The following is a 25,270-nucleotide window of genomic DNA, read 5'->3' as shown; positions in this document are numbered from 1 at the left end:
GCTGCTGCTGACCGCATCCGTGCCACATCGAAGCGGCGCTGCCTCGACTGCGACGGCAGCGGCAAGGAGTGAACGCGGATGACCTACGCGATCGACCACCATCCCTCTGAAGGCTCACCACGACTCGGCGCGATGAGCCTGCATCCGACTCCGGAGTCCGTCCCCCGGGCCCGACGTTGGTTCCGGAAGTTCATCGCCCCGTACAACCCGGCCTGCTCGGTCGAGGACTGCGTGCTGATGATCTCGGAACTCGTGACCAACGCCATCCGCTACGGGCGGGCTGACGAACCGTGGGTCGTGCGGGTGGAGTGGTTCCGGGACGGGGCCTCGCTCCGGGTCGAGGTCCACAACCCCGGATTCCCGGCGAACGTGCGGTTGCGGCATCCGGACGCGAACGATGCGCATGGGCGCGGGCTGCTGCTGGTCGACTCCATCGCCGAGTCATGGCACTCCGGGCCCAGTCGCTTCGGCGGCACGGTTGTCTCCTTCGTAGTGGCCAATGCCTGGCCGGCCTGAAGGGGCGCCTGGGTTCTCTTCCATGGGTACTGCCGCTAGTCTGGTTGACCGGTTGACTTGGCCAATCTCGACAGGCGGCGGCGTTGATGGCGTATGACGTGGAGGCACCGAAGTACGTTCGCCTCGCTCAGACCCTTCAGGGTCGCATCGAGGACGGCACATACGCCCCCGGAACCCGCGTGCCCAGCGAAAACCAACTGGTACAGGCTTTCGGGATGTCCCGCCCGACCGTCGTCCGGGCGCTGGAGCTGCTGAAGCGTGACGGCTGGCTGGAGTCCCGGCAGGGCTACGGCACGATCGTGCGCGGTCGTCCCGCGGTGGTCGAGGAGAAAGATCGCCGGGGGAGTGCGGAGCTCACACGTGATGAGTCTCGGGTCCCGGGGCGGCTGGTTGAGGTCGGCCGGGTCGCTGTTCCGGCGCGCGTCGCCTCCGTGCTTGGGCTGCCGAAGCGCGCCAAGGTCCTCATGCGCCGTTTCCTGGTCGAAGAAGACGGCGAACCCGTCGAGCTGGTCTCGTCGTACTTCCCCGCGGGCCTGATCGAGGGCACTGAGCTGGAGAGTGCCGCCCCCCTGAGTGGTGGTACCCGTGCGCACCTGGAGGCGCGGAAGAAGGTTCGGTTCGACCATGTGACGGAACGTGTCTCGGCTCGACTGCCGGACACTGGAGAGGCTCAGCTACTTGGTCTGCCCGATGGCGTCCCTGTACTCAGCGTCCTCGTCATCGCGCGCGATGCGTCGGGCCAGGCGTTGCAGGTCTCTGACGTGCTGCTTCCTGCTGATGGGCAGGAACTCGAAGACACCTACCGGTTGAGCTGACGAATTCTCTGGCTCATGTGCGTGGCTGACGGCTGGCCAGGCGGTAGACCATGTACGTAATTCCCAGGATGACGTCTGCCGCCGCCCACAGCCCGATGATCAGGCCCACGCCGATCGCGGTGCCGACGTTGCCGGCGTCGTTGCAAGTCTTCAGCGCGTCGCCGGTCATCCCCTGACATGAATCCGGGGTGCCGCTGCCGCTCGCAGCTCCGGTGATCACCCAGATCAGGAACAGGATCTGGACTGACAGGAAGACCCAGAAGAAGACGCGATGTCGCTTGCGGGGGAGAGGTGCTGCCTGCCTCTGGTAGGGAGGTTGGCCAGGCGGTACGCCTTGAGGCTGTCCCGGCCAGGACTGCGACGGAGGCGCTGGCGCCTCGGGATTTCGTGGGCCCCAGGACTGTTCTGGCGAGGCCTTGGGGTGCCCGGCGTGATGCAACCTGCTCATGATCCGGCCCTTCTGGGCGTTGCTCATTCCATCGTGCGCCTCGGGGATCACTTGTGCTCGCCGGGTCGCTGAAGACTGCTCGTGAAGCCACTTGACAAGTCAACCCGGCAACTCTAACTTCGAACTTGCTAAGTCAACCTGTCAGGTGATGGGTTGTCGATCTCAGAAGGAGAACTCTCTGTGCGTGTAATCCGAGTTGACGCCTCGTCCGCCACGATCCTGCTCACCGAAGCGCCGGCACCGAAGGTGCGCGACCGACAGACCGGTGAGATCGCCAAGGACGCCGTGAGCGGTGAGGCGCTGATGACCGTGGGCGTCGTCTACATCGACGAGGGCGACTCGTCGATCGTCCAGGTCACCATCCCTGAAAGCGGCGTTACGGAGGGCCTGACCGTTGGCGCTCCGGTGTCCCTGCCGGGGCTCATCGCCCGGCCGTGGGAGAGCGTGTTCAACGGCCAGCAGCGGCACGGCATCGCGTACCGAGCGACCGCGATCGCGCCGGGTGCCTTCCCGGTCCCGGTCGCTCAGGCGGGTTGATCGCCGTGACGGACCTGATCACCTTCGCCGAGTTGGGCGGGCCGCTTGCTGCGATAGGCGGCGCGGCCTACGCCCGGCACGCCAACCCGGCGGCGTACTGGTCCACGGTCGGGCTTCCGGTCTCGGTGGCCCGACTGTTGGCCTCGTACTCCTCGACCATGGACGCCTGCGGTCTGACCGTCGAGCCGTCCCGGTTGCGGATGCTGGCCATCAGGGCGACCACTCGCCGGGAAATTCGTCCAGTGCCGCCCCGCCGGGGCATCATCCGGCCCACCACGACCGGCCTGCGCGTCCGGCTCCGGCTCGCACCGGGCCAGGAACCCGCCGACGTCGCTGCCTCGGCGGAACGACTCCGCCATGCCTGGGGCGTGCACGCCGTGTACGTCAAGGACGTCAAGCCCGGTGTCGTCGAACTCCGGCTCATCGGCTTCGACGTCCTGCGCAAGGTCCGGATGCCTCGCCGAATGGACGGCGGGTTGCTCAAGGTGCCGGTAGCGCTTCGAGAGGACGCCACGGCGTTCTTACGGGACTACCGCGCCGTACCGCATGAACTCGTCCTCGGCGCAACGCTGTCAGGCAAGTCCATGTACCTGCGCAACCTGATCGTCGGGCTCGCTCAACAGCCCGTCGCTCTGGTCGGCATCGACTGCAAGCGGGGCGTCGAGCTGGCGCCCTTCGCCTCTCGTTTCGCCGCGCTGGCGACCGACCCTGACGAGGCTTCCGAGCTGCTGCCCGTCCTGATCAAGGAAATGGAGGACCGCTACGACCTGATCAAGGCCCGGCAGGGGATCGCACCCAACACCCCCGACGAGGAGATCACTTCAGACATCTGGGGTCTGCCGAAGAGCGAACGCCCGGTGCCCATCGTCCTTTTCGTCGACGAGGTGGCCGAACTCTTCCTCGTCGCGACCCGCAAGGACGAGGAACGGCGGGACGAGATGGTCACTCATCTCATTCGGCTCGCCCAGCTCGGTCGTGCGGCCGGCATCTACCTGGAGGTCTGCGGGCAGCGCTTCGGCGCCGAACTCGGCAAGGGCGCCACCATGTTGCGGGCCCAGCTCACCGGCCGCGTCTGTCACCGAGTCAACGACGAGGCCTCCGCCAAGATGGCGCTCGGAGACATCGCCACCGAGGCGGTCTACGCCTCCTGCGCCATCGCCGCCGAGATGCCGGGCCTGGCCGTGGCAGGCGACACCTCCGGCGGCTGGTCCCGCATCCGCACTCCCCACCTGTCACTCACCGACGCTGCGGCCACCTGCCGTGACGCGGCCCACCTCGCGCCGGACGTACCGGCGCTCAAGCCCTTCCAGCCGTACGTCTCGCCCGTACTCCTCAACACCCCCAAAGCAGCACCCGCCGTGCGCCTGACCTCCGAGACAGCGGGGGACTGAGCGATGAGCGCTCACCGCATGCGGCTGGACCCGGTCCTGGTCCAAGCGGCCATCGCCGCAGCCCTGTCCTTCGCCCATCTGCACGACCTCGCTGCGGCGGCCGGACAGGCGGGGTGGAAGGCCTGGGCCTATCCGATCAGCGTTGATCTGCTGCTCGTCGCTGCCTGGCGGCGCCTGCGCTCCGGTGCGGCGAAAGCCTCTGGCTGGTGCTGGTTCACCGTTGCTCTGACTACGTCGCTCGGGGCCAATGTCGCCACAGCCGGCCTGCTCGACCTTGGGAACGTCCCTGCCTGGCTTCGCATCCTCGTCGCGGGCTGGCCGGCTGTCGCCTTCCTCGGCGGAACGCTTCTCGCCCACGGCACCCAGGACGGCGACGAGGTGGCGGTGCCGAACCAGGGCGAGGCACCCGTGCCGCCCCTCACGCCAACTGCCCCTGAACTGCCCGCTGCTGAGCCACAGCCCGCCGCGCAGCCCACCGCCGCCCCTGTCCCGCCCGCCCTCGTCGCCCTCGCCCGCAAGGTCGCCGACGAACACCGGACACGGACCGGGACGGACATCGACACCCCGACCCTTCGCACCCGGCTCGGTGTCCCGCTTCCGCTCGCCGAAGCCATCGCCACCAAACTCACCTGACCCCGGAGGACTTTCCACCGTGCAGCCGTCCACGCTCCGCGCGCTCAAGCGTGCCGCCGAGCTGACCCGACAGAACCGCCTCACCGAAGCCGTGCTGATCGCCGAACCGGTGATCCTCGCCGCCGACACCTACGAAGGCGACGAGATCTTGCGCTGGCTGGCCGACCACGTCACCGACTTCACCGGCGAGACCGACAAGGAGTTGCCCTGATGCCTGCCAACCGCCGTTTCCGCCGCGTCGTACGCATCGGCCCCGTCCAGGTCGCCACGTACAACGACGACCGTGGCCGCGAGAAGCACATCGCCGCCTGCACCGCCCCGCGTTGTGGTGCCTCCGCCGACTACGACAGCCGCGCCGCCGCCGAACTCGCTGCCCGCACCCACCGCTGCCGCGTCCGCTGAGGAGCTCTCGTGACCGTCTCACTGCCGCTCGTCTTCGTCCTGGGCGTCATCGCCTGGGCCGCGATCAAGTTCCTCGGCGTCCGCATGTGGGTCGCCGTCGTGATCGCGCTGTTCGGCTTCTGGCTCTCTCACACATTCCTCGCCCCCGCCATCGAGTCCGGCACCCGTTCCGGGGTCGGCGTCGTCAACGGCACCGATCGCTGAAAGGAGCTCCGCCATGTTCCGCCCCAAGCTGCCCGACGTTCCCACCCCGCCGCCGACCCTCACCCACCACCAGCCGCACGTCCCGACCATCACCGCCGGTCGCTCGCTTAGCCCCTACGCGGTGCCGGTCACCGTCGTCCTCGTCGGCGGGGTCGTCCTCACCGCGCTCCTGGCGGCCGTTGCCATCACAGCCGTGTCGGTGGCCATCGCTGCGGTAGTCCTGCGCTCGCTCCTCAACGGCACCAATAGGCGTTGACCGGCCGCCGGGGCGGCAAACGCCGCCAAGCATCCCGCCGCCCCGGGGCCGTCCCTCCCAACCGCAGAAACAGCCGAAAGGAAGACCCATCATCACCCGGCAGACTCCGCCCCCGCTGGCGGAACTCTCCATGCTGGCCTCCCTGGGCACCATGCCCGAGCTGGCCAGGCAACTCTCCGGACTGGGCGGCTGCACCCGCCCCATACGTCTCGACGGCCACCGCACCGAATACGCGGTCGACACGGCAACCGGCGAGATCGGCCGAACCCTGCACCACCTCGACTCGACTGCCCTCCCCGCCGGCCAACTCCTCGTCCGCTGCAACAACCGCCGTGCGACTCGCTGTTCGGCCTGCGCCGAGACCTACCGCCGCGACACGTACCACCTGATCACTGCCGGTCTACGAGGCGGCAAAGGCACCTCGGACCAGGTCGCCACACACCCGCGCGTCTTCGCCACCTTCACCGCCCCCGGCTTCGGCCCGGTCCACAACCGCCCGTCCAGCGGGCGCCCTTGCCGCTGCGGTGCCCGGCACGCCGAGGACGACAGCACGCTGAGCACGCCCCTGAACCCGGACACGTACGACTACGAAGCGGCCGTGCTCTGGAACGCCCATGCAGGAGCCCTCTGGCGACGCTTCTCCATCTACCTCCGCCGGGAGATCGCCAAGCGGGCTGGCCTCACTCAACGAACCTTCCGTGACCATGCGCGCATCTCGTTCGCGAAGGTCGCCGAGTACCAAAAGCGCGGTGCCGTTCACTTCCACGCGGTCATCCGCATCGACGGCCCAGAAGGGGGCGATACCTCACCGCCGGCCTGGGCGACGGCAGAGCTTCTGACGGACGCCATCGAGGCCGCAGCGACCGCCGCCCGCATCAACGGCCCAGAGATCGACGGCCGGACGCATACCTTCGTCTTCGGCCGCCAACTCGACGTCCGTACGATCCAATCCGCCGACTTCGACAACGGCCAGGAACTCACCGAACGAGCTGTAGCCGCGTACATCGCCAAGTACGCCACCAAAGGTGCTGAGACGGCGACAGGCACCCTCGACCGACCTCTCAAGTTCCTCGCTGAACTGGCCCAAGCGCGCATCACGGACCACGCCCGACGCATGATCCGCGTCGCCTGGACCCTCGGGGCACGCCCCGAACTCGCCGAGCTCCGCCTTCGGGCCTGGGCGCACATGCTCGGATTCCGCGGCCATTTCTCCACCAAGTCCCGCCGCTACTCGACCACCCTCGGCGCACTTCGAGGTGCTCGCGCTGAATGGCGTCGTGCCCAAGTCGCTCCGGTCATCGACACCGATCCGGACTCGACTCTCGTGCTCTCGCACTGGGTCTTCGCTGGAACGGGCCTTTCCCGTGGCGAAGCCTGGCTCGCCGAATCCCTCGAACCCGCCCCCGGCACGGAAGGAGAACCAACACATGCGTGACGACGAACTGTTGACCGTGGTCGACGTCATGGCTCGCTTGAAGGTAGGGCGGTCCACGGTCTACGACCTGATCCGCACCCGGCGTCTGCGTTCCGTCGCCATCGGAAGGTGTCGGCGTATCCCTGCCTCCGCTCTCCACGACTTCATCTCTGGGCAGTCGGAGCGTGCTGCCTGATGACCAAGCGTCGTAGTCGCGGTGACGGCGGGCTCCACTGGGACGAGAAGAGACAGCGTTGGATCGCCACGGCGAACCTCGGTTTCGACCCGAGCGGGAAGCGGATCGTGAAGCGGGGGAGTGGCAAGACCAAGACCGAGGCCAAGAACAAGCTCAAAGAGGTGCTGCGGGACCACGAGGACGGCCTCGCCATCGCGCCCACCAACTACACGGTGAAGGACGCGGTCACGGACTGGCTCGCCTACGGCTTGGCCGGCCTCGACCCCAGCACCGTCGAAACGGCCACGCTCATGAGCGAGAAGCACGTTATTCCGTCGCTCGGTGCCCGCAAGCTCCGTGACCTCAGCGCGGAAGACGTGGACCGTTGGTTGGCCACCAAGGCGAAGACACTCAGCACGCGCACACTTCAGGGCCTTCATTCCTGCCTGAACCGTGCGGTCAAGCGGGCCATGGCGCGGGACAAGGTGAAGCGCAACGTCGTCGAGCTGTGCTCGGTGCCGCAGGGACAGGCGGGGCGGCCGTCCAAGGCGCTCACCTTCGTCCAGGCCGAGGCCGTACTGAAGGGGGCTGCTGGAACCTCCATGCACGCGTACATCGTCGTCGCGCTGCTGACCGGTGCCCGTACCGAGGAACTGCGGGCGCTCACCTGGGATCACGTCTTTCTGAAGGGGCGGCAGAACTTCGACCCGCCGCAGCCTCCGCACATCGCCGTCTGGCGGTCGGTGCGGCGGAGCGGGGACACCAAGACCCGGAAGTCCCGGCGCACCCTCGCCCTGCCGGCGCGCTGCGTGGAAGCGCTGTGGCAGCAGTTCGAGGAGCAGGGGTGGGACCGGCTCGCCGCTGACGAGGAGTGGGAGGAACACGGGCTCGTCTTCTCCTCGGCCGTGGGCAAGCCGCTCGATGCAGCCAACGTCCGCCGTGCCTTCCGCCAGGCGCTCAAAGACGTTGACGGTGTCGACGCTGCCGAGTGGACGCCCCGGGAGCTCCGGCACAGTTTCGTGTCGCTGCTCTCCGATCGGGGCGTTCCTCTGGAGGAGATCTCCCGGCTCGTCGGGCACTCGGGTACGGCCGTGACCGAGGAGGTGTATCGGAAGCAGATCCGGCCCGTGATCCAGACCGGTGCCGTGGTCATGGATGGCATCTTCGGCGCGGATCCGCGCAAGCCCTAGGCACTCAGGAATCGATAGTCACGCAGATAGACACGCAGTAACGTCAGAGGGCCCTTACCGAATCGGTAAGGGCCCTCTGAACTGCTGTGTAGCTGTCGGGGTGGCGGGATTTGAACCCACGACCTCTTCGTCCCGAACGAAGCGCGCTGCCAAGCTGCGCTACACCCCGATGTCGCCACTTATCTTGCCTGAGCTGCTGCTCGCCGTGGCGACATCGTTTACTTTAGCCCACCGGTGGCCGGAGACGAAATCCGGTTTTGGCGCGGTGGCGGATCAGGTTGGGGCGGGCGTGGTCGAGGGCCACGAGGAGGACGGAGAGGGCGTAGAAGGCGAGGCCGAGGAGGAGGGCGTTGCCCAGGACGCTCTTGTAGCCGTGCTGTTCGACGTCCAGGAAGGTGTAGAGGTAGCGGCCCGGTGTGCCGGGGAGAATCAGTTCGCCCCGGGCCAGATACACCGCCAGGTACGTCATCGGGTACAGCAGCCACGTCGTCGCCATCCGCAGATGCAGCCGGCCGGGGGCGGTCAGGAACAGCCAGTCGATCACCGCGGCGATCGGGATCACCGTGTGCAGGACCTGGTTCGTCACCGCCTGCCAGCCGCTGAGGGGTCCGCCCGTCATCGCGAACGGGCTCGACGCGTGCGCCAGGATCAGGTGGTACACCAGGCCGGTGATCGTGATGTAGAGCAGTGCCGCGCCCGTGACCAGGGGGGAGAGGGGGCGGCGGGCCGTCCAGGCGCGGCGGGCCGTGGCGATCATGACCAGGGCCAGCAGGATGTTGCTCTGGATCGTGAAGTACGTCAGCACCCGGATCGGGCTGCCGAGGAAGAGGTCGACGGTCACCGCCGCTGCCGCGACGAGCGCGACCAGCAGTCGGTACGCCGCTGTCAGCGGGCGACGGTACGGGGCCACCACCGCGGTGGCGGGAACGGGTGAGGCGAGCAGCGCGGGCATGCCGGGTACCGCGGGGAGGTCCGGGATGTCCCTGGGTATCGGGGCGGTCATGCCCTCACGCTAGGCAGCGGGGACGAATCGGGCGATACGGGTGGGCTGGACGAGGTACTTCAGTGACCGCGACCTCACGAGGACCCTCGCAGCAGTCCCCGGTACTTCCCTGTACCCGTCCCCCCCGGAACCCTCAACTCCCCCCTGCTTCCCCACTCACTACCGACTACCGACTACCTACTCCCGCCCCACCAACGTCAACAAAGTCGCCTCCGGCGGACAGGCGAACCGCACCGGCGTATACCGATTGGTCCCGCACCCCGCCGACACATGCAGATACGACGTCCGCCCCTCCACCGAGTGCCGGGACAGCCCCTTGACCCGGTCCGTGTCCAGGTCGCAGTTCGTGACCAGGGCGCCGTAGAAGGGGATGCAGAGCTGGCCGCCGTGCGTGTGGCCGCCGAGGATCAGGGGATAGCCGTCCGCCGTGAACGCGTCCAGGGCCCGGAGGTACGGCGCGTGCACCACGGCCATCGAGAAGTCGGCGTCGTCGGACGGGCCGCCGGCCACGCGCGCGTAGCGGTCACGCTTGATGTGGGGGTCGTCCAGGCCGGTCAACTCCACCGACGCGCCTTCGAGTTTCAGCGTCCCCCGCGTGTTCGTCAGGTTCAGCCAGCCCGCCGCGTCGAAACCGTCCCGCAGGTCCTCCCACGGGTTGTGGACGGCTCCTACGACGGGCGGGTTGCCGTTCAGCCCGTGGCGGCCCGCGGTCTTCTCGAACAAGTACCGGGCGGGGTTACGGGGTGTGGGGCCGTAGTAGTCGTTCGAGCCGAAGACGTACGCGCCGGGGAAGTCCATCAGCGGGCCGAGCGCGTCGAGGACCTCGGGGACGGCCTCCGGGCCGGAGAGGTTGTCGCCGGTGTTGATCACGAAGTCGGGGCGCAGGCCCGCGAGTGAGCGCAGCCAGCGCTGTTTCTTGCGCTGGCCGCCGACCATGTGGATGTCGGAGACCTGGAGGACTCTGAGCGGGCGCATGCCGGCCGGCAGCACCGGGACCGTCACCCGGCGCAGACGGAAGGAGCGGACCTCGAAGGCCGCCGCATAGACCACACCGGCGGCACCGGCCGCCGCAATTCCCAGAGGTACTCCGTATCGCGCGCGCATACCGCCATCGTGTCAGACCCCACTGACACCCCGTCGGCCGCGGCCACTTAAGAGGCACCTTGAGCGACTCCTTGAGCGGCCCCTCAAGCCGCCCCTCAAGCAGGCCCTTAAATCCGTGGGCGGCCGGACTCACGCACCTGCGAGAATCGGACTCATGACCACCACGCTCAAGTCGAAGCTGCAGGAAGACCTCAACGCCGCGATCAAAGCGCAGGACAAGCTGCGCTCCTCCACGCTCCGGCTGACGCTCTCCGCGATCACCAATCAGGAGGTCGCTGGCAAGGAGAAGCGTGAGCTCTCCGACGACGAGGTCCTCAAGGTGATCACCAAGGAGGCGAAGAAGCGCCGCGAGGCCGCGGACGCCTTCGCGCAGGGCGGCCGCCCCGAGTCGGCCGCGCAGGAGACGGCGGAGGGCGAGATCCTCGCCGAGTACCTGCCCAAGCAGCTCGGCGACGAGGAGCTGACCGCGATCGTCACCCAGGCCGTCGAGGAGGCCAGGGCGTCCGGCGCCGAGGGCCCCCGCGCGATGGGCGCCGTCATGAAGATCGTGAACCCGAAGGTCGCCGGCCTGGCCGAGGGCGGCCGCGTCGCCGCCGTGGTGAAGAAGCTCCTCGCCGGCTGAGCCGCCACTCTGGAGAAATCCGTCCGGAGAATCGCATTTCTCTGCGACGACGGGGGCGCCCCTTTCGAAAAGGGGCGCCCCCGTCGTCGTAGACGAAAAGCCTGAACAGCGGATGACCGACGGGGAGTCAGCCCCTGTTGCCGCCGTTCCCGTTGCCGTTGTTGCCGCCGTTGTCGTTGCCCTGGATGAAGCCGTCGGGGAAGGAGAACGTCGGGGTCGGGGTGGTGCCGCCGTCGGTCGTGCCGGTGGTGCCGCCGTCGGTCGTCAGGCCGCCGTTGTCGTTGCCCCCGTTGTCGTTGTTCTTGCCGCCGTCGTTGCCCTTGTCCTTCTTGACGGGGTCCGGGATGTTGACGAGCTGGAAGGACTGGGCCTGCTTGCCCTCCAGGGCGCCGGACATGGCGTCCTTCCAGATCGGGCCGGGGGTGTCGGCGCCGTAGACCTCGTCGTGCCAGACGCCGCCGATGCGGATGCTGGTCATCTCGACGTTCTGCTTGGGGCTGCCGACCCAGACCGCGCCGGCCAGGTTCGGGGTGTAGCCGACGAACCAGGCGTTCTTGCGCGCGTCCGTCGTACCGGTCTTACCGGCGCTCTCGCGGTCGGTGAGGCCGGCCTCCTGGCCGGTGCCGGAGTCGACCACGCCGCGCAGCACGGTGTTGATCGTGTCGGCGGTCTTCTTGCTCATCGCGCGCGTGCAGGTGGACTTGGGGACGGCGAGCGACTTCTGCTCGTTGCCCACCTTCTGGGTGATGGACTCGATCGCGATCGGGGTGCAGTAGGTGCCCTCGTTGGCGAACGCCGCGTACGCGGTGGCCATCGTCAGCGGCGAGAGGCCCTTGGAACCGAGCGCGATGGCCGGGACCTCGGGGATCTTGTCGCCGTTGCCCTGCACGACGCCGAGCTTGTTGGTCATGCTCACCACGGGGCACAGACCGATGTCGGAGATCATCTGCACGAAGTAGGTGTTGACCGACTTGGCCATCGCCTCCTTCAGTGCGTACGGACCCTTCTCCGACTCGCTCTCGTTCTCCACGGTCGCGCCGCCGGTGTTGACCCAGTTCTTGCCGCTGCAGGTCGAGACGGGGCTCGGGTAGTCCATCGAGTACGGCGCCGGGTACTGCTGGGTGGCCGGCAGGCCCTGCTCCAGCGCGGCCGCGGCGACGAACGGCTTGAACGTCGAACCGGTCGGGAAGCCGAAGTTCGAGCCTCCCATGTCGGCGTTGACCGAGTAGTTGTACTCGGTCTCGTTCTTGCCGTAGCCGTACGGCCTCGACTGGCCCATGCCGAGGATCTTGCCGGTGCCGGGTTCGACGAGCGTGGCCGCCGCGGCGACCGAGTCCGACTTGTAGATGTGGTCCTTGAGCGAGGCCTGCACCGAGTCCTGCGCCTGCGGGTCCAGCGTCGTACGGATCGTCAGGCCGCCCTGGTTCCAGATCTTCGCCCGGGCCTCCTTGGTCTTGCCGAAGACCGGGTCGCTCAGGAAGACGTTCTCGACGTACTTGCAGAAGAAGCTGGCGCCCTTGACCGCGGTGATGCAGCCGTTCTTCGGCTGGCTGACCTTCATGCCGAGGTCGGTCTTCTCGGCCGCCAGGGCCTCCGCCTTGGAGATGTCGCCGACCTCCGCCATGCGGGCCAGCACGGTGTTGCGCCGCTTCTTGGCCTCGGCCTCGTCGTTGATCGGGTCGTAGCGCGTGGGGGACTGGACGATGCCCGCCAGCAGCGCCGACTGCTGGAGGTTCAGATCCTTGGCGTGCTTGGAGAAGTAGCGCTCGGACGCGGCCTCGACGCCGTAGGCCTGCTCTCCGAAGAAGGTGATGTTCAGGTAGTTCTCAAGGATCTTCTTCTTGCCGAGCTTCTCTTCGATCTGGATCGCGTACTTCAGCTCCTTGACCTTGCGGCCGAGGGTCTGCTGGGTGGCCTGCGCGACCTTCGTCGGGTCGTCACCGGCCTCCTCGACGAAGTAGTTCTTCACCAGCTGCTGGGTGAGGGTCGAGGCGCCCTGGGACACCCCGCCGCTCTGCGCGTTCTTGTTGAGGGCGCGCAGGACGCCCTTCAGGTCGATCGCGCCGTGCTGGTAGAAGCGCGAGTCCTCGATCGCGACGATCGCCTTCTGCATGTACGGCGAGATGTCCTTGAGCTCCACCACCGTGCGGTCACGGGAGTAGACCGAGGCGATCTGGTTGCCCTTGCTGTCCAGGATCGTGGTGCGCTGGCTGAGCTGAGGGCTCTTCAGACTGTCCGGGATGTCGTCGAACCCCTGGACCGACCCCTTGGCCGCTAGTCCCAGCGCGCCGGCCGCGGGCATCGCGATTCCGGCCATCACGGCACCGGCGAGCACACTGACACCGAGGAACTTGGCGGTCTGTTGCAGGGGGGACAGACCACCACCCGAGCGCTTTTTTGGCATGGGGGCAGCCTACGTTCTCATTCGCCGGACACGTGTATAGGCGTTGGCCTAAGCTGCTCTCAACTGTCACAGCAGCGCGGTCACGTATCAATACGTCCGGCGACCCCGAATCGTTCCGGTCGTTCCCGGATTTTTTCTCGGAGGCGTGTCCGAATCCGCCTCCTGTGTCACCTGGTGCCCCTTGTGGCGCATGTCAACTGTCCCGCTTTGCCGGGAAAGTCACGCATGTCGTCAGCTCACTCCCCCGGGTGATCTGCCGCTTACCCATAGTCCGTTCGGGCCATTCAAGATTGGGCCCGAAGGGGGTGTTGCGCTGTGCCCACCTTCCGTAACGTCCTCAACTGGCGGCGGTGAATATGCCGCTGCCGCCGTGGGGGAGCCTCGATTCGGGAGAGGACGGCGCCGGTATGGGCTGGGTTACCGACTGGAGTGCGCAGGCGGCCTGCCGCACTACCGATCCGGATGAACTGTTCGTTCAAGGAGCAGCGCAGAACAGGGCGAAGGCAGTGTGCACCGGATGTCCGGTACGCACGGAGTGCCTCGCCGATGCGCTCGACAACCGCGTCGAATTCGGCGTGTGGGGAGGAATGACGGAGCGGGAGCGCCGCGCACTGCTGCGCAGGCGGCCCACTGTCACTTCATGGCGCCGGCTACTGGAGACCGCGCGTATCGAGTACGAACGAGGGGTCGGCATCATCCCCCTCGACGACGACGAGATCTACGAGAACTACGCGGCGGTGGGCTGACGCCGGTCCCGTAGGGGCCGATCGACCCCGGGCGATCCCCGGGGTACGCGTCAGACCTTCGTCTCGGGCAGCTCCGGCCGACCGGCCGCGAGCCGGTTCCCGATGTCCCGCAGCCCCGCGAGGTCGTGTACATCGCCGGGCAGCGCGGCCACTTCGGCGACGGCCACCTCCGGGTGCCGCGCGGTGAAGCGGTCACGTGTGCGCTGCTCACGTGAGAGCAGCCGCATCCGCTCGGCATGCAACGTGAGCAGGCCCGCGGTGAGTTGGTCGACGGAACGCCCGTCGTCGGCCGGCTGATCGTCGGTGTCGTCCGTGGCGGCGGACCGCTCCTGGTCCGTGTCGGCGGGGGAGCCTTCGTCAGGAGCTGTGGCGCGAACTGCTGCCTCGGTGACGGGCGATGACGCGGGAGATTCTGAACTGCCGTACGTGTCGGGAGAGTTACGAAGTCCAGCTTTCCCGCCCACCTGATCGACAATGCGGGGCTCCTCAAGATTTTCCGCGGCGGCGAGTGCCCGCTCGGCCGACAGCCGGGCGGCTCCGCTGCCGTGCACCCGGTTGAGGACCAGACCGGCCAGCGGCATCTCCTCGGCCGCCAGCCGCTCCACGAAGTACGCCGCCTCGCGCAGCGCGTCCCGCTCCGGGGCCGCGACCACCAGGAACGCCGTGCCGGGCGCCTGGAGCAGCTTGTACGTCGCGTCCGCGCGCGTGCGGAAGCCGCCGAAGGTGGTGTCCATCGCGGCGATGAACGTCTGGATGTCCTTGAGCAGTTGACCGCCGAGCAGCTTGCCGAGCGTGCCGGTCATCATCGACATGCCGACGTTGAGGAACTTCATCCCGGCCCGGCCGCCCAGCTTGGCCGGCGCGGTCAGCAGCCGGATCAGCTTGCCGTCCAGGAACGAGCCGAGACGTTTCGGCGCGTCCAGGAAGTCGAGCGCCGAGCGGGACGGCGGGGTGTCCACGACGATCAGGTCCCAGTCGTGCTGGGCGCGCAGCTGGCCCAGCTTCTCCATCGCCATGTACTCCTGCGTGCCCGCGAAGCCCGCCGAAAGCGACTGGTAGAAGGGGTTGTTGAGGATCACGGCCGCCCGCTCGCGGTCCGCGTGCGCCTCGACGATCTCGTCGAAGGTGCGCTTCATGTCGAGCATCATCGCGTGCAGTTCGCCGTCCCCGTCGACGCCCTTCACGCGCCTCGGGGTGTTGTCCAGCGAGTCGATGCCCATGGACTGGGCGAGCCTGCGGGCCGGGTCGATGGTCAGGACGACGACCCGGCGCCCTCGCTCGGCGGCCCGCAGCCCGAGCGCCGCCGCGGTGGTCGTCTTGCCGACCCCGCCGGAGCCGCAGCACACGACGATGCGCGTCTCCGGGTCGTCGATCAGTGGATCCACGTCGAGCACGCGCGCGTGGGAGATGTGGTGGGAGCGGGAAGTTTCCTGTGAACGGTCGGTGCCTTGTGAACGGGAGTCGTGGGCGGGGTCCTGATCGCGGGCCGGGTCCGGACTCATGACATCCCCTGCTTCCGCAGCTCGGTGGCGAGTTCGTAAAGGCCCGCGAGGTCCATGCCCTCGGCGAGCAACGGCAGTTCGTGCAACGGCAGGTCCTGCTCGCCGAGCACGGCCCGCTGGTCGTGCTCCAGCGCGTACCGCGCGGCGTACTCCTCGGCCTGCGCGAGCAGCGGATCCACCAGCTTCTCGGCGTTGCCGCCGCGCCGGGCCCCGCCGAGGCCCGCGGACGACAACGCCTGCGCCACGGCGGTGCGCGGGACGGCCCGTACGAGATCGAGGTCGGCCGCGTCCAGCACCTCGGGGCGGACCATGTTCACGATGATCCGACCCACCGGCAGCCGGGCGGCCCGGAGTTCGGCGATGCCGTCCGCGGTCTCCTGGACGGGCATCTCCTCCAGCAGCGTCACCAGGTGCACCGCCGTCTCCGGCGACTTCAGCACCCGCATCACCGCCTGCGCCTGATTGTGTATCGGGCCGATCTTCGCGAGCCCGGCGACCTCGTCGTTGACGTTGAGGAAGCGGGTGATGCGGCCGGTCGGCGGCGCGTCCATCACGACGTAGTCGTAGGCGAACCGCCCGCTCTTCTCCTTGCGGCGTACGGCCTCGCAGGCCTTGCCGGTCAGGAGGACGTCCCGGAGTCCGGGCGCGACCGTGGTGGCGAAGTCGATCGCGCCGAGTTTCTTCAGGGCGCGGCCGGCGCTGCCGAGTTTGTAGAACATCTGGAGGTAGTCCAGAAGGGCCAGTTCAGGGTCGATGGCGAGTGCGTACACCTCCCCGCCCCCGGGAGCGACGGCGATCTTCCGCTCCTCATAAGGCAGCGTCTCCGTCTCGAAGAGCTGCGCGATGCCCTGGCGACCCTCGACCTCGACGAGAAGCGTCCGCTTCCCCTCGGTGGCCAGGGCCAGCGCGAGGGCCGCGGCCACCGTGGTCTTGCCGGTACCGCCCTTGCCACTGACGACCTGGAGCCTGCTCACGCCTTCGAGCCTAACCAGTCCGCGCCCGAACCAAGCGGGAGGCTGTGGATAACGCGACGGCGGAGGGGTGGTCGGCAGCGGCTAAAGTCGGCCGCATGACCAAGTGGGAATACTCGACAGTGCCGCTTCTCGTACACGCCACGAAGCAGATTCTGGACACCTGGGGCGAGGACGGCTGGGAGCTCGTCCAGGTCGTGCCCGGGCCGAACAACCCCGAGCAACTGGTGGCCTACCTCAAGCGGGAGAAGGCATGAGCGCCGTCGACGCCCGGCTGGCCGAGCTCGGTCTGACCCTGCCGGCGGTCGTCCCGCCGCTCGCCGCGTACCAGCCCGCCGTGCGGTCCGGGGTGTATGTCTACACCTCCGGCCAACTGCCCATGGTGGACGGCAAGCTCCCCGTCACCGGCAAGGTGGGCGGTGAGGTCACCGCGGAGGAGGCCAAGGAACTGGCCCGCACCTGCGCGCTGAACGCCCTCGCCGCCGTCAAGTCCGTCACCGGTGACCTCGACCGCATCGCGCGCGTGGTGAAGGTCGTCGGCTTCGTCGCCTCGGCCTCCGACTTCACCGGCCAGCCCGGTGTCATCAACGGCGCCAGCGAACTGCTCGCCGAGGTCCTCGGCGACAAGGGCGTGCACGCGCGGAGCGCGGTCGGCGTGGCGGTACTGCCGCTGGACTCGCCGGTCGAGGTCGAGATCCAGGTGGAGCTGACGCAGGCGTAGTCGTTGTCCCGGGGTGGACGACGAGCGGGCTTGATCGTTGTCGCTGTCCCGGGGCGGGTGATCGGCCGTGGTCGCCGGCTTGCGAGTGCGGTGGGTGCAGTTGCTGCCCCGGGTGCGGGATCGGGCGTTGTCGCTGTCCAGGGGTACGTGTTGTTGCCTCTCGAACATCCGCGCACTACGGGATAGCCTCCGCCCATGGCGAACGGTCAGTGGTACCCGGCGGAGTGGCCCGAGCGCATCAGGGCGCTCGCGGAGGGTCGACTCACGCCGGTGGAACCCCGGCGGGCGGCCACGGTGATGCTCCTCAGGGACACCGGTACCGACACCGGCCCCGCCGTCCACATGCTGCGCAGACGCGCCTCCATGGCCTTCGCCGGGGGCGCGTACGCGTACCCGGGCGGCGGTGTCGACCCGCGCGACGACGACCATCACGTCCGCTGGGCGGGCCCCACGCGCGCGTGGTGGGCGAACCGGCTGGGCGTCGACGAGACCGCGGCCCAGGCGATCGTGTGCGCGGCGGTCCGGGAGACGTACGAGGAGGCGGGCGTCCTCCTGGCCGGCCCCACCCCCGACTCGGTGGTGGGCGACACCACAGGCCCCGATTGGGAGGCGGACCGCGCCGCCCTGGTCGCCCGTGACCTGTCCTTCGCGGAGTTCCTCGACCGCCGCGGCCTGGTCCTGCGCTCCGACCTGCTGGGCGCGTGGGCCCGCTGGATCACCCCGGAGTTCGAGACCCGCCGCTACGACACCTGGTTCTTCGTCGCCGTCCTCCCGGAGGGCCAGCGCACCCGCAACGCCTCCACGGAGGCCGACCGCACGGTGTGGATCACCCCGGGCGAGGCGGCATCGTCGTACGACAAGGGCGACCTGACGATGATGCCGCCCACCATCGCGACCCTGCGCGGACTGATCCCGTACGGCAGCGCGGCGGAGGCGTTGTCGGCGGCCCCGGAACGCGATCTGACCCCCGTCCTTGCCCGGGCCCGCCTGGAGGCCGACGAGGTCGTCCTGTCCTGGCCGGGCCACGGGGAGTTCACGAAGCACATTCCTTTGGGCGGGGCGCCCGCATGATCGGTTCGGGGAGGGGCGGGTGTCGTGCGGCGGGCACGGCGGGGAACGTCTCGCGCGCGGCTGCTACGGCTTGCGAGGCCGTCGGTGTGACCGGTGCCGGGGAGGCGGCCTGCCGTGCGGCTGTTGCGGCGCGGGGTTGTTCTCGCGCAGCTGGTCCGGAGGGCGATGCCGACCGCGTGATCGGTTCGCCGAAGGGCGGCTCCTGTAGGACCGCTTCAGCGGAAGGCGCCCTCCGTAGGGTCCGCCCGGCGAGGGGTGCCTCACGCATGATCGCCCCGAAGGAAGACGCCCTCCGCGCGGCCGCCCCGGCGAAAGACACCTCCCGCGCGGCCGGCCCGTGCGACCGGCCCGGCGAAAGACGCCCTCCGTGGCACCGGCCCGACGGAAGACGCCTCCCGCCGATCCACCCCAGCGGAAACCACCGGACCGAAACCCGCCCCACCGAAACCCACCCCCACATGACCGCCCCACCTGGCACCACCCCCCACCCGACCCCCCGCCCCACGGAAGGCGCCCCCGTATGACCGACGCAGCCGCCCTCCCCGGTCAGCCACGTGGCGGGGTGTTCACCGGCCCCGCCACCGCCCGTGCCGTCAACGTGCTCGCGCCCAACGCGTCCGCGATGACGCTGGACGGGACGAACACGTGGATCGTCGCGGAGCCGGACTCCGAGTTGGCCGTGGTGATCGATCCGGGGCCGTTGGACGAGGGGCATCTGCGGAATATCGTCGACATCGCGGAGAAGGCGGGGAAACGGGTCGCGTTGACCCTGTTGACCCACGGGCACCCCGACCACGCGGAAGGTGCCGTCCGGTTCGCCGAGTTGACCGGTACCAAGGTGCGCGCGCTGGATCCGGCGTTGCGGCTCGGGGACGAGGGGCTCGCCGCCGGGAACGTGATCCGGGTCGGCGGGCTGGAGTTGGTCGTGGTGTCGACGCCCGGGCACACCGGGGACAGCCTGTGCTTCCATCTCCCGGCCGATCAGGCCGTCCTGACCGGGGACACCATCCTGGGGCGCGGTACGACCGTCGTGGCGCATCCTGACGGCCGCCTGGGGGACTACCTGGACTCGCTGCGGCGGCTGCGGTCCCTGACCGTCGACGACGGCGTCCACACCGTCCTGCCGGGTCACGGGCCCGTCCTGGAGGACGCCCAGGGTGCCGTGGAGTTCTATCTCGCCCACCGCGCCCACCGGCTCGCCCAGATCGAGACGGCCGTCGAGAACGGCCACCGGAGCCCGGCCGAGGTCGTCGCCCACGTGTACGCGGACGTCGACCGCTCCCTGTGGCCGGCCGCGGAACTGTCCGTGCGGGCCCAGTTGGACTACCTCACGGAACACGGCCTCATCTAGTCAGTGGGGCGTGACGCCTTCACGCCGTGCACGCGCGCGTACTCCTCGGCCAGCCACTGGCCCAGATCGTCGACGTACGACCGCAGGAGGCCCGCGTCGCCCGGCGGGTCGTATCCGGACTCCGCTGCCTCGTGCAGGGCCTCCGCCCGCTCCGGGTAGTACGCGGCGAACGCCTCTGCCATCTCCCGTAGGTCGCTGGTCCAGCCGTTCCAGCGGGGCATCACGAGCGTGAAGCCGGTGCGGACCAGGTGGCGGGACATGAAGCGGACCAGGGGGCGGCGGGCCGCGTCCGTGTCCTCGGCCGTGGCGATGCGTTCGCGCCAGCGGGGGAGCAGTAGCCCCAGGTCGCCGTTCGTCTCCCGTGCCAGCCGCGCGTCGGGGCGGTAGCGGGGCAGGTCCTCGGCCAGGTCCTCGCCGAGCAGCGGGGTGCACAGGCACGCCACGAACCACCCCAGGTCGTACCTCTCCGGCTCGCTCAGCAGCCGTGCCCGGCCGTACAGCAGCGTGCCGACGCCGTCGATCTCCGGGAACTCCTTGTCGAGCGCCTCGCCGAGGTTCCGGGCCCCGGCGCGGTCCTCCTCGGTCGGCTCCCGCCGGGTCACCACGAGCAGGTCCAGATCGCTGCGCCCCACGCGCGCGGTGCCGCGCGGGATCGACCCGTAGAGGTACGCGCTGTTGAGGCGTCCCCCGTAGAGGTCGATCAGCCGGTCGCGCGCGGCGGCGACGACCGGCCGGAAGGCGTGCGGGACACGCCCCAAGGAGCCCTCGCGCTCGATGTATCCCTGGGCGTCGAGCCCTCGGTGGGGAACGGTTCCGGCCATGGGATCACTGTGCCGGGAGACGGGCCCCCGGGGAGTGCTTTTCCGGCCGCCGATCTGGGTCATCGCCAGCGGAAGACCCGTAGTCCGTGGCTGTAGTCGCCGGCCTCGCAGCCCACCGCGACCAGGTCGCCGGACGCGGCGACGAGCGAGTCGAACGCGGTGCCGGGCAGCCTGCGCCGGGTCACCACGCTGCCGTCGGCGGGGTCGAGCACGCTGAGGCGGCCGCCGTACTCGTGCACGACCAGCAGTCGGCCCCGGTGGGCGAAGACGCCGTCCTGGTACGTCTCCTTGCCGTGCCACTCCCACAGGAACTCGCCGGAGGAGACGGAGTACGCCCCGAGCCGGTTGCCCCGGTCGAGCTCGGCCCTGTCCTTGGGGACCAGGCCGACCACCAGGACGTCACCGGCCACCGCGACCTGCTCGCCGAACCTCTCGTACCCCTCCGGGAGGGCCAGCGTCACGGCCTCCGTCCCGCCGTCGCCCAGAACCAGGAGGCTGTGCCCGCCGCGCACGCCGCGTGTCCTCAGGGATGCCACGAAGGGGCGGGCGCTGATCACGGACGCGCTCTCCACGCGCGGGTCGGTGAGTTCGTATTTCCAACGGACCTCCCCCGTGTCCACGTCGAGGGCGCGCATCACCGGCCGCGCCTCCCAGTCCTTCCAGGACTCCCCGGCCGTCGCGAGAAGTCCCCCGCCGAGGGCGACCTTGGACGGTATGTGCCCCAGCTGGGCCGCGTCCTGTTTCCGGCGTCGTACGACCTCGCCGGTGCCGATCGCCAGCGAGGTGAGGCCGACGCGTTTCGTGTCCCGGCGCCCGTCTTCGTAGTGCATGACCACCCCCACGCCGTCCTCGGCGTCGGCGGACACCAGCCCGACGACCTGGTCGCCGGGCGGCCGCCAGGTCCACAGCGGATCGCCGGTGGTGGCCCGGAACGCCTGTACGCCGTCGACGCGGGCGATGACGACGGTGTCGTCCGTCAGCCACAGGCCCAGCGGTTTTCCGCCGAGGTCGCCCTTCTCGTCGGGCGTTCTCCACAGCCGGCGCGCCGATCTTCGCCACCAGGAGTGTTTCCAGGCCGAATCCGACGCCTTGTCCTCGTACATCCCCACCCCTGGCGATACGCGAAGGGCCCCGCCGTACGAGCAGGGCCCTTCGAAGTCGTACGAAATGCTGTGGCTAACGCGAGCGCTTCGCCAGCCGCTCCACGTCCAGCAGGATCACCGCGCGGGCCTCCAGACGCAGCCAGCCGCGGCCCGCGAAGTCGGCGAGGGCCTTGTTGACCGTCTCGCGGGACGCGCCGACCAGCTGGGCCAGCTCCTCCTGCGTGAGGTCGTGCACCACGTGGATGCCCTCCTCGGACTGCACGCCGAAGCGGCGGGAGAGATCCAGCAGGGCGCGGGCCACGCGGCCGGGGACGTCCGAGAAGACCAGGTCGGACATCGCGTCGTTGGTCTTGCGCAGCCGACGGGCGACCGCGCGCAGCAGCGCGGAGGCCACCTCGGGGCGGGCGCTCAGCCAGGGCTGGAGGTCGCCGTGGCCGAGGCCGAGCAGCTTGACCTCGGTCAGCGCGCTGGCGGTCGCCGTACGCGGGCCCGGGTCGAACAGCGACAGCTCGCCGATCAGCTCACCGGGGCCGAGGACGGCCAGCATGTTCTCGCGGCCGTCCGGGGAGGTGCGGTGCAGCTTCACCTTGCCCTCGGTGACCACGTAGAGCCGGTCGCCGGGGTCGCCCTCGTGAAAGAGGGAGTCCCCGCGCGCGAGGGTCACCTCACTCATGGAGGCGCGCAGCTCCGCGGCCTGATCGTCATCGAGCGCCGCGAAGAGCGGGGCGCGCCGCAGAACGTCGTCCACGAGTTCTCTCCTTGTCGACCTGCTCAGGGGATGGTGCTCCCCGTTGGTACCAGGGGACCGTGCTCCCCATTTTGCCGGACCGTCCAAACAGTGTGATCTGTCACAAGGATGCCGCACTGGTGTCCCGAGGTAAGCGGCAGGGGTCCAATTGGGGGCTGATCTTCGGGGTCCGGGGCGGATGTCAGTGGCGGGCTCTAGGCTGGCCGGGTGTCCAAATCGCCGGTGAGAGCACAGGCCAAGGGGGCTGGGCGGATGGTTGTACCTCGTGATTCCGCTGTGGGCGAACAGGGCCCTGACGGCGGCAAGGGTGGCGGCAGGAAAGTGACAAAGGGGGCAAAAGTGGTGGTCGGCGTGAAGAGTGAATCGCACACCGCCCTCGTCCGCCGTGCCCGCCGGATCAATCGAGAACTGGCCGAGATCTATCCGTACGCCCACCCGGAGCTCGACTTCGAGAACCCCTTCCAGCTCGTGGTCGCCACGGTCCTGTCGGCGCAGACCACCGACCTGAGGGTCAATCAGACGACCCCGGCGCTGTTCGCCAAGTACCCGACCCCCGAGGACCTGGCCGTCGCCGACCCGGAGGCGGTCGAGGAGATCCTCCGCCCGACCGGGTTCTTCCGGGCCAAGACCAAGTCGGTGATAGGGCTCTCCAAGGCCCTGGTCGCCGACTTCGGCGGCGAGGTGCCCGGCCGGCTCGAAGATCTCGTCAAGCTGCCCGGTGTGGGCCGCAAGACCGCCTTCGTGGTGCTCGGCAACGCCTTCGGGCGGCCCGGAATCACCGTGGACACGCACTTCCAGCGGCTCGTACGGCGCTGGAAATGGACCGAGGCGACCGAGCCCGACAAGATCGAGGCCGCCGTGGGAGCGCTCTTCCCGAAGAGCGACTGGACGATGCTCTCGCACCACGTGATCTTCCACGGCCGCCGGATCTGCCACGCCCGCAAGCCCGCGTGCGGCGCCTGCCCGATCGCCCCGCTCTGCCCGGCGTACGGCGAGGGCGAGACCGACCCGGAGAAGGCGAAGAAGCTGCTCAAGTACGAGAAGGGCGGCTATCCCGGCCAGCGCCTCAACCCGCCGCAGTCCTATCTGGACGCGGGCGGGAAACCGGCGCCGCCACTGGGATCGGCGTGAGGCGAATCGGTGTGACATCGGGGGCCGGATGACGGAACGATCTCGGAGGTATCGGGCGTTGATCAGTGGGAACGGGGGTGGGGGATGACACGCGCGAGCAATACCCAGGGTGTGGTGCTCAGCAAGGACGGGCTGCCGGGCTGGCTGGATCCGGTGGTGCACGCCGTGGAGACGGTCGAGCCGCTCCAGTTGAGCCGGTTCCTGCCGCCGAAGGACGGGGCAGGGCGGCAGTCGGCGGTGCTGATCCTCTTCGGGGAGGGCGATCAGGGGCCCGAGCTGCTGCTCATGGAGCGGTCCAGTTCGCTCCGTTCGCATGCGGGGCAGCCGTCCTTCCCCGGTGGTGCCCTCGACCCCGAGGACGGTGATCCGACGGGTGACGGGCCTTTGCGGGCCGCTCTCCGCGAGGCCGAGGAGGAGACCGGGCTCGACCCGGCCGGAGTGCAGCTCTTCGGGGTGCTGCCCAAGCTGTACATCCCGGTGAGCGGCTTCGTGGTGACGCCGGTGCTGGGCTGGTGGCGGGAGCCGACACCGGTGGGCGTGGTCGATCCGAACGAGACGGCACGCGTGTTCACGGTCCCCGTGGCGGATCTCACGGATCCGGCCAACAGAGTCACCGTCACGCACCCCAGCGGCTTCCTGGGTCCGGCATTTCTGGTCGAATCGACCCTCGTCTGGGGCTTCACGGCCGGAGTCATCGACCGCCTGCTGCACTACTCCGGTTGGGAGCGGCCCTGGGACCCCGAGAAGCAGGTCCCGCTCGACTGGCGGTCATGACAGGGTGTCCGTCGTGAATGTGCTGGACATCCTGCTGCTGGTCGCCGCCGTGTGGTTCGCGATCGTGGGCTATCGCCAGGGGTTCGTCGTCGGCATCCTGTCGGTGATCGGGTTCCTGGGCGGCGGTCTCGTCGCCGTCTACACGCTGCCCGTGATCTGGGACGCGCTGACCGACAAGTCGGAGGTCAGCACCACCGCGGCCGTCGTCGCGGTCATCATCGTCATCGTCTGCGCCTCCGTAGGCCAGGCCCTGACCACCCACCTCGGCAACAAGCTGCGCCGGTACATCACCTGGTCCCCGGCCCGCGCCCTGGACGCGACCGGCGGCGCCCTCGTCAACGTCCTCGCGATGCTCCTGGTCGCCTGGCTGATCGGCTCCGCGCTGGCCGGCACCACCCTGCCGACGCTCGGCAAGGAGGTCCGCAGCTCCAAGGTGCTGCTGGGGGTCTCCCGGGCGCTGCCCGCGCAGGCCGACACCTGGTTCGCGGACTTCTCCTCGGTCCTCGCGCAGAACGGTTTCCCGCAGGTCTTCAGCCCGTTCGCGAACGAGCCGATCAACGACGTCCAGCCGCCGGACCCGGCTCTCGCCTCCAGCGCGGTCGCCACCCGCGCCCAGCAGTCCATCGTCAAGGTCATGGGCACTGCCCAGAGCTGCGGCAAGGTCCTGGAGGGCAGCGGCTTCGTCTTCGGCGACCGCCGCGTCATGACCAACGCGCACGTCGTCGGCGGCGTCGACGAACCCACCGTCCAGATAGGCGGCCAGGGCCGCAAGTACGACGCCAAGGTCGTCCTCTACGACTGGCACCGCGACATCGCCGTACTCGACGTACCGGACCTGAAGGCGCGCTCCCTGCAGTTCGCGACCAAGGACGCCACCAGCGGCAACAGCGCGATCGTCGCGGGCTTCCCGGAGAACGGGTCCTACGACGTCCGTGCCGCACGCGTGCGTGGCCGCATCACGGCCAACGGCCCGGACATCTACCATCGCGGCACGGTTCGCCGCGATGTGTACTCGCTCTACGCGACCGTCCGCCAGGGCAACTCCGGCGGCCCGCTGCTCACACCCGAGGGCAAGGTGTACGGCGTCGTCTTCGCGAAGTCCCTCGACGACCCCGACACCGGGTACGCGCTCACCGCGGACGAGATCCAGCCGGACATCGTCAAGGGGCGCAGTGCCAACGAGCAGGTGGACAGCGACAGTTGCGCGCTGTGAGAGG

30 protein-coding genes and 1 tRNA gene are annotated in these 25,270 nt (G+C 69.1%); 21 read left to right on the top strand and 10 right to left on the bottom strand.

Annotated elements, in window-relative coordinates; genetic code table 11:
• Positions 1 to 78 precede the first annotated feature (78 nt).
• Both OG194_RS21285 and OG194_RS21280 read left to right on the top strand, forming a co-directional pair.
• Positions 79 to 516 (top strand): ATP-binding protein, encoded by a 438-nt coding sequence (locus tag OG194_RS21285; protein ID WP_327402409.1) that lies wholly within the window; start codon positions 79 to 81, stop codon positions 514 to 516.
• A gap of 86 nt (positions 517 to 602) precedes the next feature.
• Positions 603 to 1,331 (top strand): GntR family transcriptional regulator, encoded by a 729-nt coding sequence (locus tag OG194_RS21280; RefSeq protein WP_327402408.1) that lies wholly within the window; start codon positions 603 to 605, stop codon positions 1,329 to 1,331.
• A gap of 13 nt (positions 1,332 to 1,344) precedes the next feature.
• On the opposite strand, the gene OG194_RS21275 is transcribed toward OG194_RS21280, so the two are convergent.
• Positions 1,345 to 1,806: a hypothetical protein gene (locus OG194_RS21275; protein WP_327402407.1), complete on the bottom strand. Its 462-nt coding sequence runs from the start codon at positions 1,804 to 1,806 to the stop codon at positions 1,345 to 1,347.
• 153 nt (positions 1,807 to 1,959) lie between these two features.
• Between OG194_RS21275 and OG194_RS21270 the strand changes: the two genes are divergently transcribed.
• From OG194_RS21270 to OG194_RS21225, 10 genes are all read left to right on the top strand, one after another.
• A complete protein-coding gene (locus OG194_RS21270; RefSeq protein ID WP_327402406.1) occupies positions 1,960 to 2,316 on the top strand; it encodes an SCO3933 family regulatory protein in 357 nt (118 codons plus the stop codon).
• 5 nt (positions 2,317 to 2,321) lie between these two features.
• The gene (locus OG194_RS21265) at positions 2,322 to 3,707 is read left to right on the top strand and encodes an FtsK/SpoIIIE domain-containing protein (protein ID WP_327402405.1); all 1,386 of its coding nucleotides are present in this window, start codon (positions 2,322 to 2,324) and stop codon (positions 3,705 to 3,707) included.
• A 3-nt stretch (positions 3,708 to 3,710) separates the two neighbouring features.
• The gene (locus OG194_RS21260; RefSeq protein ID WP_327402404.1) at positions 3,711 to 4,340 is read left to right on the top strand and encodes a DUF2637 domain-containing protein; all 630 of its coding nucleotides are present in this window, start codon (positions 3,711 to 3,713) and stop codon (positions 4,338 to 4,340) included.
• Between the two features lie 19 nt (positions 4,341 to 4,359).
• Entirely contained in the window at positions 4,360 to 4,551 is a 192-nt protein-coding gene (locus OG194_RS21255; RefSeq protein WP_327402403.1) for a hypothetical protein, read from the top strand.
• Positions 4,551 to 4,742, top strand: coding sequence for a mobile element transfer protein (locus OG194_RS21250; protein ID WP_327402402.1), 192 nt, complete (start codon positions 4,551 to 4,553; stop codon positions 4,740 to 4,742). Before OG194_RS21255 ends, OG194_RS21250 begins: the two co-directional genes overlap by 1 nt.
• A 9-nt stretch (positions 4,743 to 4,751) precedes the next feature.
• Positions 4,752 to 4,946 (top strand): hypothetical protein, encoded by a 195-nt coding sequence (locus OG194_RS21245; protein ID WP_327402401.1) that lies wholly within the window; start codon positions 4,752 to 4,754, stop codon positions 4,944 to 4,946.
• 13 nt (positions 4,947 to 4,959) lie between these two features.
• Positions 4,960 to 5,202, top strand: coding sequence for a SpdD protein (locus tag OG194_RS21240; RefSeq protein WP_327402400.1), 243 nt, complete (start codon positions 4,960 to 4,962; stop codon positions 5,200 to 5,202).
• Between the two features lie 130 nt (positions 5,203 to 5,332).
• Positions 5,333 to 6,637, top strand: a complete 1,305-nt coding sequence (locus OG194_RS21235) for a replication initiator (RefSeq protein WP_327402399.1) — start codon at positions 5,333 to 5,335, stop codon at positions 6,635 to 6,637.
• The gene (locus tag OG194_RS21230; RefSeq protein WP_043667491.1) at positions 6,630 to 6,812 is read left to right on the top strand and encodes a helix-turn-helix domain-containing protein; all 183 of its coding nucleotides are present in this window, start codon (positions 6,630 to 6,632) and stop codon (positions 6,810 to 6,812) included. The genes OG194_RS21235 and OG194_RS21230 overlap by 8 nt, the downstream gene beginning before the upstream one ends.
• Positions 6,812 to 7,981: a site-specific integrase gene (locus OG194_RS21225; protein WP_327402398.1), complete on the top strand. Its 1,170-nt coding sequence runs from the start codon at positions 6,812 to 6,814 to the stop codon at positions 7,979 to 7,981. Before OG194_RS21230 ends, OG194_RS21225 begins: the two co-directional genes overlap by 1 nt.
• Positions 7,982 to 8,076: 95 nt before the next feature.
• Here the strand turns inward: OG194_RS21225 and OG194_RS21220 are convergent.
• The 3 genes from OG194_RS21220 to OG194_RS21210 all read right to left on the bottom strand — a co-directional run bounded on the left by OG194_RS21220 (position 8,077) and on the right by OG194_RS21210 (position 10,088).
• Positions 8,077 to 8,150, bottom strand: a tRNA-Pro gene (locus OG194_RS21220).
• A 54-nt stretch (positions 8,151 to 8,204) separates the two neighbouring features.
• Positions 8,205 to 8,984 carry a Pr6Pr family membrane protein gene (locus OG194_RS21215; protein WP_327402397.1) on the bottom strand — a complete coding sequence of 260 codons (780 nt, stop codon included), beginning with the start codon at positions 8,982 to 8,984 and terminating at the stop codon, positions 8,205 to 8,207.
• A 177-nt stretch (positions 8,985 to 9,161) separates the two neighbouring features.
• The gene (locus OG194_RS21210) at positions 9,162 to 10,088 is read right to left on the bottom strand and encodes a metallophosphoesterase (RefSeq protein ID WP_327402396.1); all 927 of its coding nucleotides are present in this window, start codon (positions 10,086 to 10,088) and stop codon (positions 9,162 to 9,164) included.
• Between the two features lie 154 nt (positions 10,089 to 10,242).
• Here OG194_RS21210 and OG194_RS21205 point away from each other — a divergent pair, with 154 nt between their 5' ends.
• A complete protein-coding gene (locus OG194_RS21205; protein ID WP_327402395.1) occupies positions 10,243 to 10,710 on the top strand; it encodes a GatB/YqeY domain-containing protein in 468 nt (155 codons plus the stop codon).
• 127 nt (positions 10,711 to 10,837) lie between these two features.
• On the opposite strand, the gene OG194_RS21200 is transcribed toward OG194_RS21205, so the two are convergent.
• Positions 10,838 to 13,114 (bottom strand): transglycosylase domain-containing protein, encoded by a 2,277-nt coding sequence (locus OG194_RS21200; protein ID WP_327402394.1) that lies wholly within the window; start codon positions 13,112 to 13,114, stop codon positions 10,838 to 10,840.
• A 407-nt stretch (positions 13,115 to 13,521) separates the two neighbouring features.
• On the opposite strand from OG194_RS21200, the gene wblA reads away from it, so the two are divergent.
• A complete protein-coding gene (wblA, locus tag OG194_RS21195) occupies positions 13,522 to 13,860 on the top strand; it encodes a transcriptional regulator WblA (RefSeq protein WP_019063745.1) in 339 nt (112 codons plus the stop codon).
• A 50-nt stretch (positions 13,861 to 13,910) separates the two neighbouring features.
• Here wblA and OG194_RS21190 read toward each other — a convergent pair whose 3' ends face one another.
• Positions 13,911 to 15,362 (bottom strand): ArsA family ATPase, encoded by a 1,452-nt coding sequence (locus OG194_RS21190; RefSeq protein ID WP_327402393.1) that lies wholly within the window; start codon positions 15,360 to 15,362, stop codon positions 13,911 to 13,913.
• Positions 15,359 to 16,336: an ArsA family ATPase gene (locus tag OG194_RS21185; protein ID WP_327402392.1), complete on the bottom strand. Its 978-nt coding sequence runs from the start codon at positions 16,334 to 16,336 to the stop codon at positions 15,359 to 15,361. Before OG194_RS21185 ends, OG194_RS21190 begins: the two co-directional genes overlap by 4 nt.
• Positions 16,337 to 16,431: 95 nt before the next feature.
• On the opposite strand from OG194_RS21185, the gene OG194_RS21180 reads away from it, so the two are divergent.
• From OG194_RS21180 to OG194_RS21165, 4 genes are all read left to right on the top strand, one after another.
• Entirely contained in the window at positions 16,432 to 16,590 is a 159-nt protein-coding gene (locus OG194_RS21180) for a DUF4177 domain-containing protein (RefSeq protein ID WP_019063748.1), read from the top strand.
• Positions 16,587 to 17,054, top strand: a complete 468-nt coding sequence (locus OG194_RS21175; RefSeq protein ID WP_327402391.1) for a RidA family protein — start codon at positions 16,587 to 16,589, stop codon at positions 17,052 to 17,054. Before OG194_RS21180 ends, OG194_RS21175 begins: the two co-directional genes overlap by 4 nt.
• Before the next feature lie 195 nt (positions 17,055 to 17,249).
• Positions 17,250 to 18,125: an NUDIX hydrolase gene (locus tag OG194_RS21170; protein WP_327402390.1), complete on the top strand. Its 876-nt coding sequence runs from the start codon at positions 17,250 to 17,252 to the stop codon at positions 18,123 to 18,125.
• A 520-nt stretch (positions 18,126 to 18,645) separates the two neighbouring features.
• The gene (locus OG194_RS21165; protein WP_327402389.1) at positions 18,646 to 19,476 is read left to right on the top strand and encodes an MBL fold metallo-hydrolase; all 831 of its coding nucleotides are present in this window, start codon (positions 18,646 to 18,648) and stop codon (positions 19,474 to 19,476) included.
• Here the strand turns inward: OG194_RS21165 and OG194_RS21160 are convergent.
• The 3 genes from OG194_RS21160 to OG194_RS21150 all read right to left on the bottom strand — a co-directional run bounded on the left by OG194_RS21160 (position 19,473) and on the right by OG194_RS21150 (position 22,148).
• A complete protein-coding gene (locus OG194_RS21160) occupies positions 19,473 to 20,297 on the bottom strand; it encodes a nucleotidyltransferase domain-containing protein (protein ID WP_327402388.1) in 825 nt (274 codons plus the stop codon). The two genes, OG194_RS21165 and OG194_RS21160, sit on opposite strands and share 4 nt — an antisense overlap.
• A 59-nt stretch (positions 20,298 to 20,356) precedes the next feature.
• Positions 20,357 to 21,400: an outer membrane protein assembly factor BamB family protein gene (locus OG194_RS21155; RefSeq protein WP_327402387.1), complete on the bottom strand. Its 1,044-nt coding sequence runs from the start codon at positions 21,398 to 21,400 to the stop codon at positions 20,357 to 20,359.
• 73 nt (positions 21,401 to 21,473) lie between these two features.
• A complete protein-coding gene (locus tag OG194_RS21150) occupies positions 21,474 to 22,148 on the bottom strand; it encodes a Crp/Fnr family transcriptional regulator (protein WP_019063754.1) in 675 nt (224 codons plus the stop codon).
• A 252-nt stretch (positions 22,149 to 22,400) separates the two neighbouring features.
• Between OG194_RS21150 and nth the strand changes: the two genes are divergently transcribed.
• The 3 genes from nth (at position 22,401) to OG194_RS21135 (ending at position 25,266) form a co-directional block, all read left to right on the top strand.
• Positions 22,401 to 23,279 (top strand): endonuclease III, encoded by an 879-nt coding sequence (gene nth, locus OG194_RS21145; RefSeq protein WP_442811602.1) that lies wholly within the window; start codon positions 22,401 to 22,403, stop codon positions 23,277 to 23,279.
• 84 nt (positions 23,280 to 23,363) lie between these two features.
• A complete protein-coding gene (locus OG194_RS21140; protein ID WP_327402385.1) occupies positions 23,364 to 24,053 on the top strand; it encodes an NUDIX hydrolase in 690 nt (229 codons plus the stop codon).
• A gap of 13 nt (positions 24,054 to 24,066) precedes the next feature.
• Complete coding sequence (locus tag OG194_RS21135; protein WP_327402384.1) at positions 24,067 to 25,266, top strand: MarP family serine protease; 1,200 nt, start codon at positions 24,067 to 24,069, stop codon at positions 25,264 to 25,266.
• Positions 25,267 to 25,270: the final 4 nt, after the last annotated feature.

It is taken from the genome of Streptomyces sp. NBC_01288 (genome assembly GCF_035982055.1).
Lineage (GTDB): Bacteria > Actinomycetota > Actinomycetes > Streptomycetales > Streptomycetaceae > Streptomyces.
Note: the sequence above shows the minus strand (reverse complement) of the source record. Positions and strands in the feature narration are given on the sequence as shown.

Excerpts from the sequence above, each read along its gene's own strand:
- OG194_RS21285 (WP_327402409.1), top strand. The coding sequence starts at position 79 with ATGACCTACGCGATCGACCACCATCCCTCTGAAGGCTCACCACGACTC.
- OG194_RS21280 (WP_327402408.1), top strand. The coding sequence starts at position 603 with ATGGCGTATGACGTGGAGGCACCGAAGTACGTTCGCCTCGCTCAGACC.
- OG194_RS21275 (WP_327402407.1), bottom strand. The coding sequence starts at position 1,806 with ATGAGCAACGCCCAGAAGGGCCGGATCATGAGCAGGTTGCATCACGCC.
- OG194_RS21260 (WP_327402404.1), top strand. The coding sequence starts at position 3,711 with ATGAGCGCTCACCGCATGCGGCTGGACCCGGTCCTGGTCCAAGCGGCC.
- OG194_RS21250 (WP_327402402.1), top strand. The coding sequence starts at position 4,551 with ATGCCTGCCAACCGCCGTTTCCGCCGCGTCGTACGCATCGGCCCCGTC.
- OG194_RS21240 (WP_327402400.1), top strand. The coding sequence starts at position 4,960 with ATGTTCCGCCCCAAGCTGCCCGACGTTCCCACCCCGCCGCCGACCCTC.
- OG194_RS21235 (WP_327402399.1), top strand. The coding sequence starts at position 5,333 with ATGCTGGCCTCCCTGGGCACCATGCCCGAGCTGGCCAGGCAACTCTCC.
- OG194_RS21230 (WP_043667491.1), top strand. The coding sequence starts at position 6,630 with ATGCGTGACGACGAACTGTTGACCGTGGTCGACGTCATGGCTCGCTTG.
- OG194_RS21225 (WP_327402398.1), top strand. The coding sequence starts at position 6,812 with ATGACCAAGCGTCGTAGTCGCGGTGACGGCGGGCTCCACTGGGACGAG.
- OG194_RS21215 (WP_327402397.1), bottom strand. The coding sequence starts at position 8,984 with ATGACCGCCCCGATACCCAGGGACATCCCGGACCTCCCCGCGGTACCC.
- OG194_RS21210 (WP_327402396.1), bottom strand. The coding sequence starts at position 10,088 with ATGCGCGCGCGATACGGAGTACCTCTGGGAATTGCGGCGGCCGGTGCC.
- OG194_RS21205 (WP_327402395.1), top strand. The coding sequence starts at position 10,243 with ATGACCACCACGCTCAAGTCGAAGCTGCAGGAAGACCTCAACGCCGCG.
- OG194_RS21200 (WP_327402394.1), bottom strand. The coding sequence starts at position 13,114 with ATGCCAAAAAAGCGCTCGGGTGGTGGTCTGTCCCCCCTGCAACAGACC.
- wblA (WP_019063745.1), top strand. The coding sequence starts at position 13,522 with ATGGGCTGGGTTACCGACTGGAGTGCGCAGGCGGCCTGCCGCACTACC.
- OG194_RS21190 (WP_327402393.1), bottom strand. The coding sequence starts at position 15,362 with ATGAGTCCGGACCCGGCCCGCGATCAGGACCCCGCCCACGACTCCCGT.
- OG194_RS21180 (WP_019063748.1), top strand. The coding sequence starts at position 16,432 with ATGACCAAGTGGGAATACTCGACAGTGCCGCTTCTCGTACACGCCACG.
- OG194_RS21175 (WP_327402391.1), top strand. The coding sequence starts at position 16,587 with ATGAGCGCCGTCGACGCCCGGCTGGCCGAGCTCGGTCTGACCCTGCCG.
- OG194_RS21170 (WP_327402390.1), top strand. The coding sequence starts at position 17,250 with ATGGCGAACGGTCAGTGGTACCCGGCGGAGTGGCCCGAGCGCATCAGG.
- OG194_RS21165 (WP_327402389.1), top strand. The coding sequence starts at position 18,646 with ATGACCGACGCAGCCGCCCTCCCCGGTCAGCCACGTGGCGGGGTGTTC.
- OG194_RS21160 (WP_327402388.1), bottom strand. The coding sequence starts at position 20,297 with ATGGCCGGAACCGTTCCCCACCGAGGGCTCGACGCCCAGGGATACATC.
- OG194_RS21155 (WP_327402387.1), bottom strand. The coding sequence starts at position 21,400 with ATGTACGAGGACAAGGCGTCGGATTCGGCCTGGAAACACTCCTGGTGG.
- nth (WP_442811602.1), top strand. The coding sequence starts at position 22,401 with ATGGTTGTACCTCGTGATTCCGCTGTGGGCGAACAGGGCCCTGACGGC.
- OG194_RS21140 (WP_327402385.1), top strand. The coding sequence starts at position 23,364 with ATGACACGCGCGAGCAATACCCAGGGTGTGGTGCTCAGCAAGGACGGG.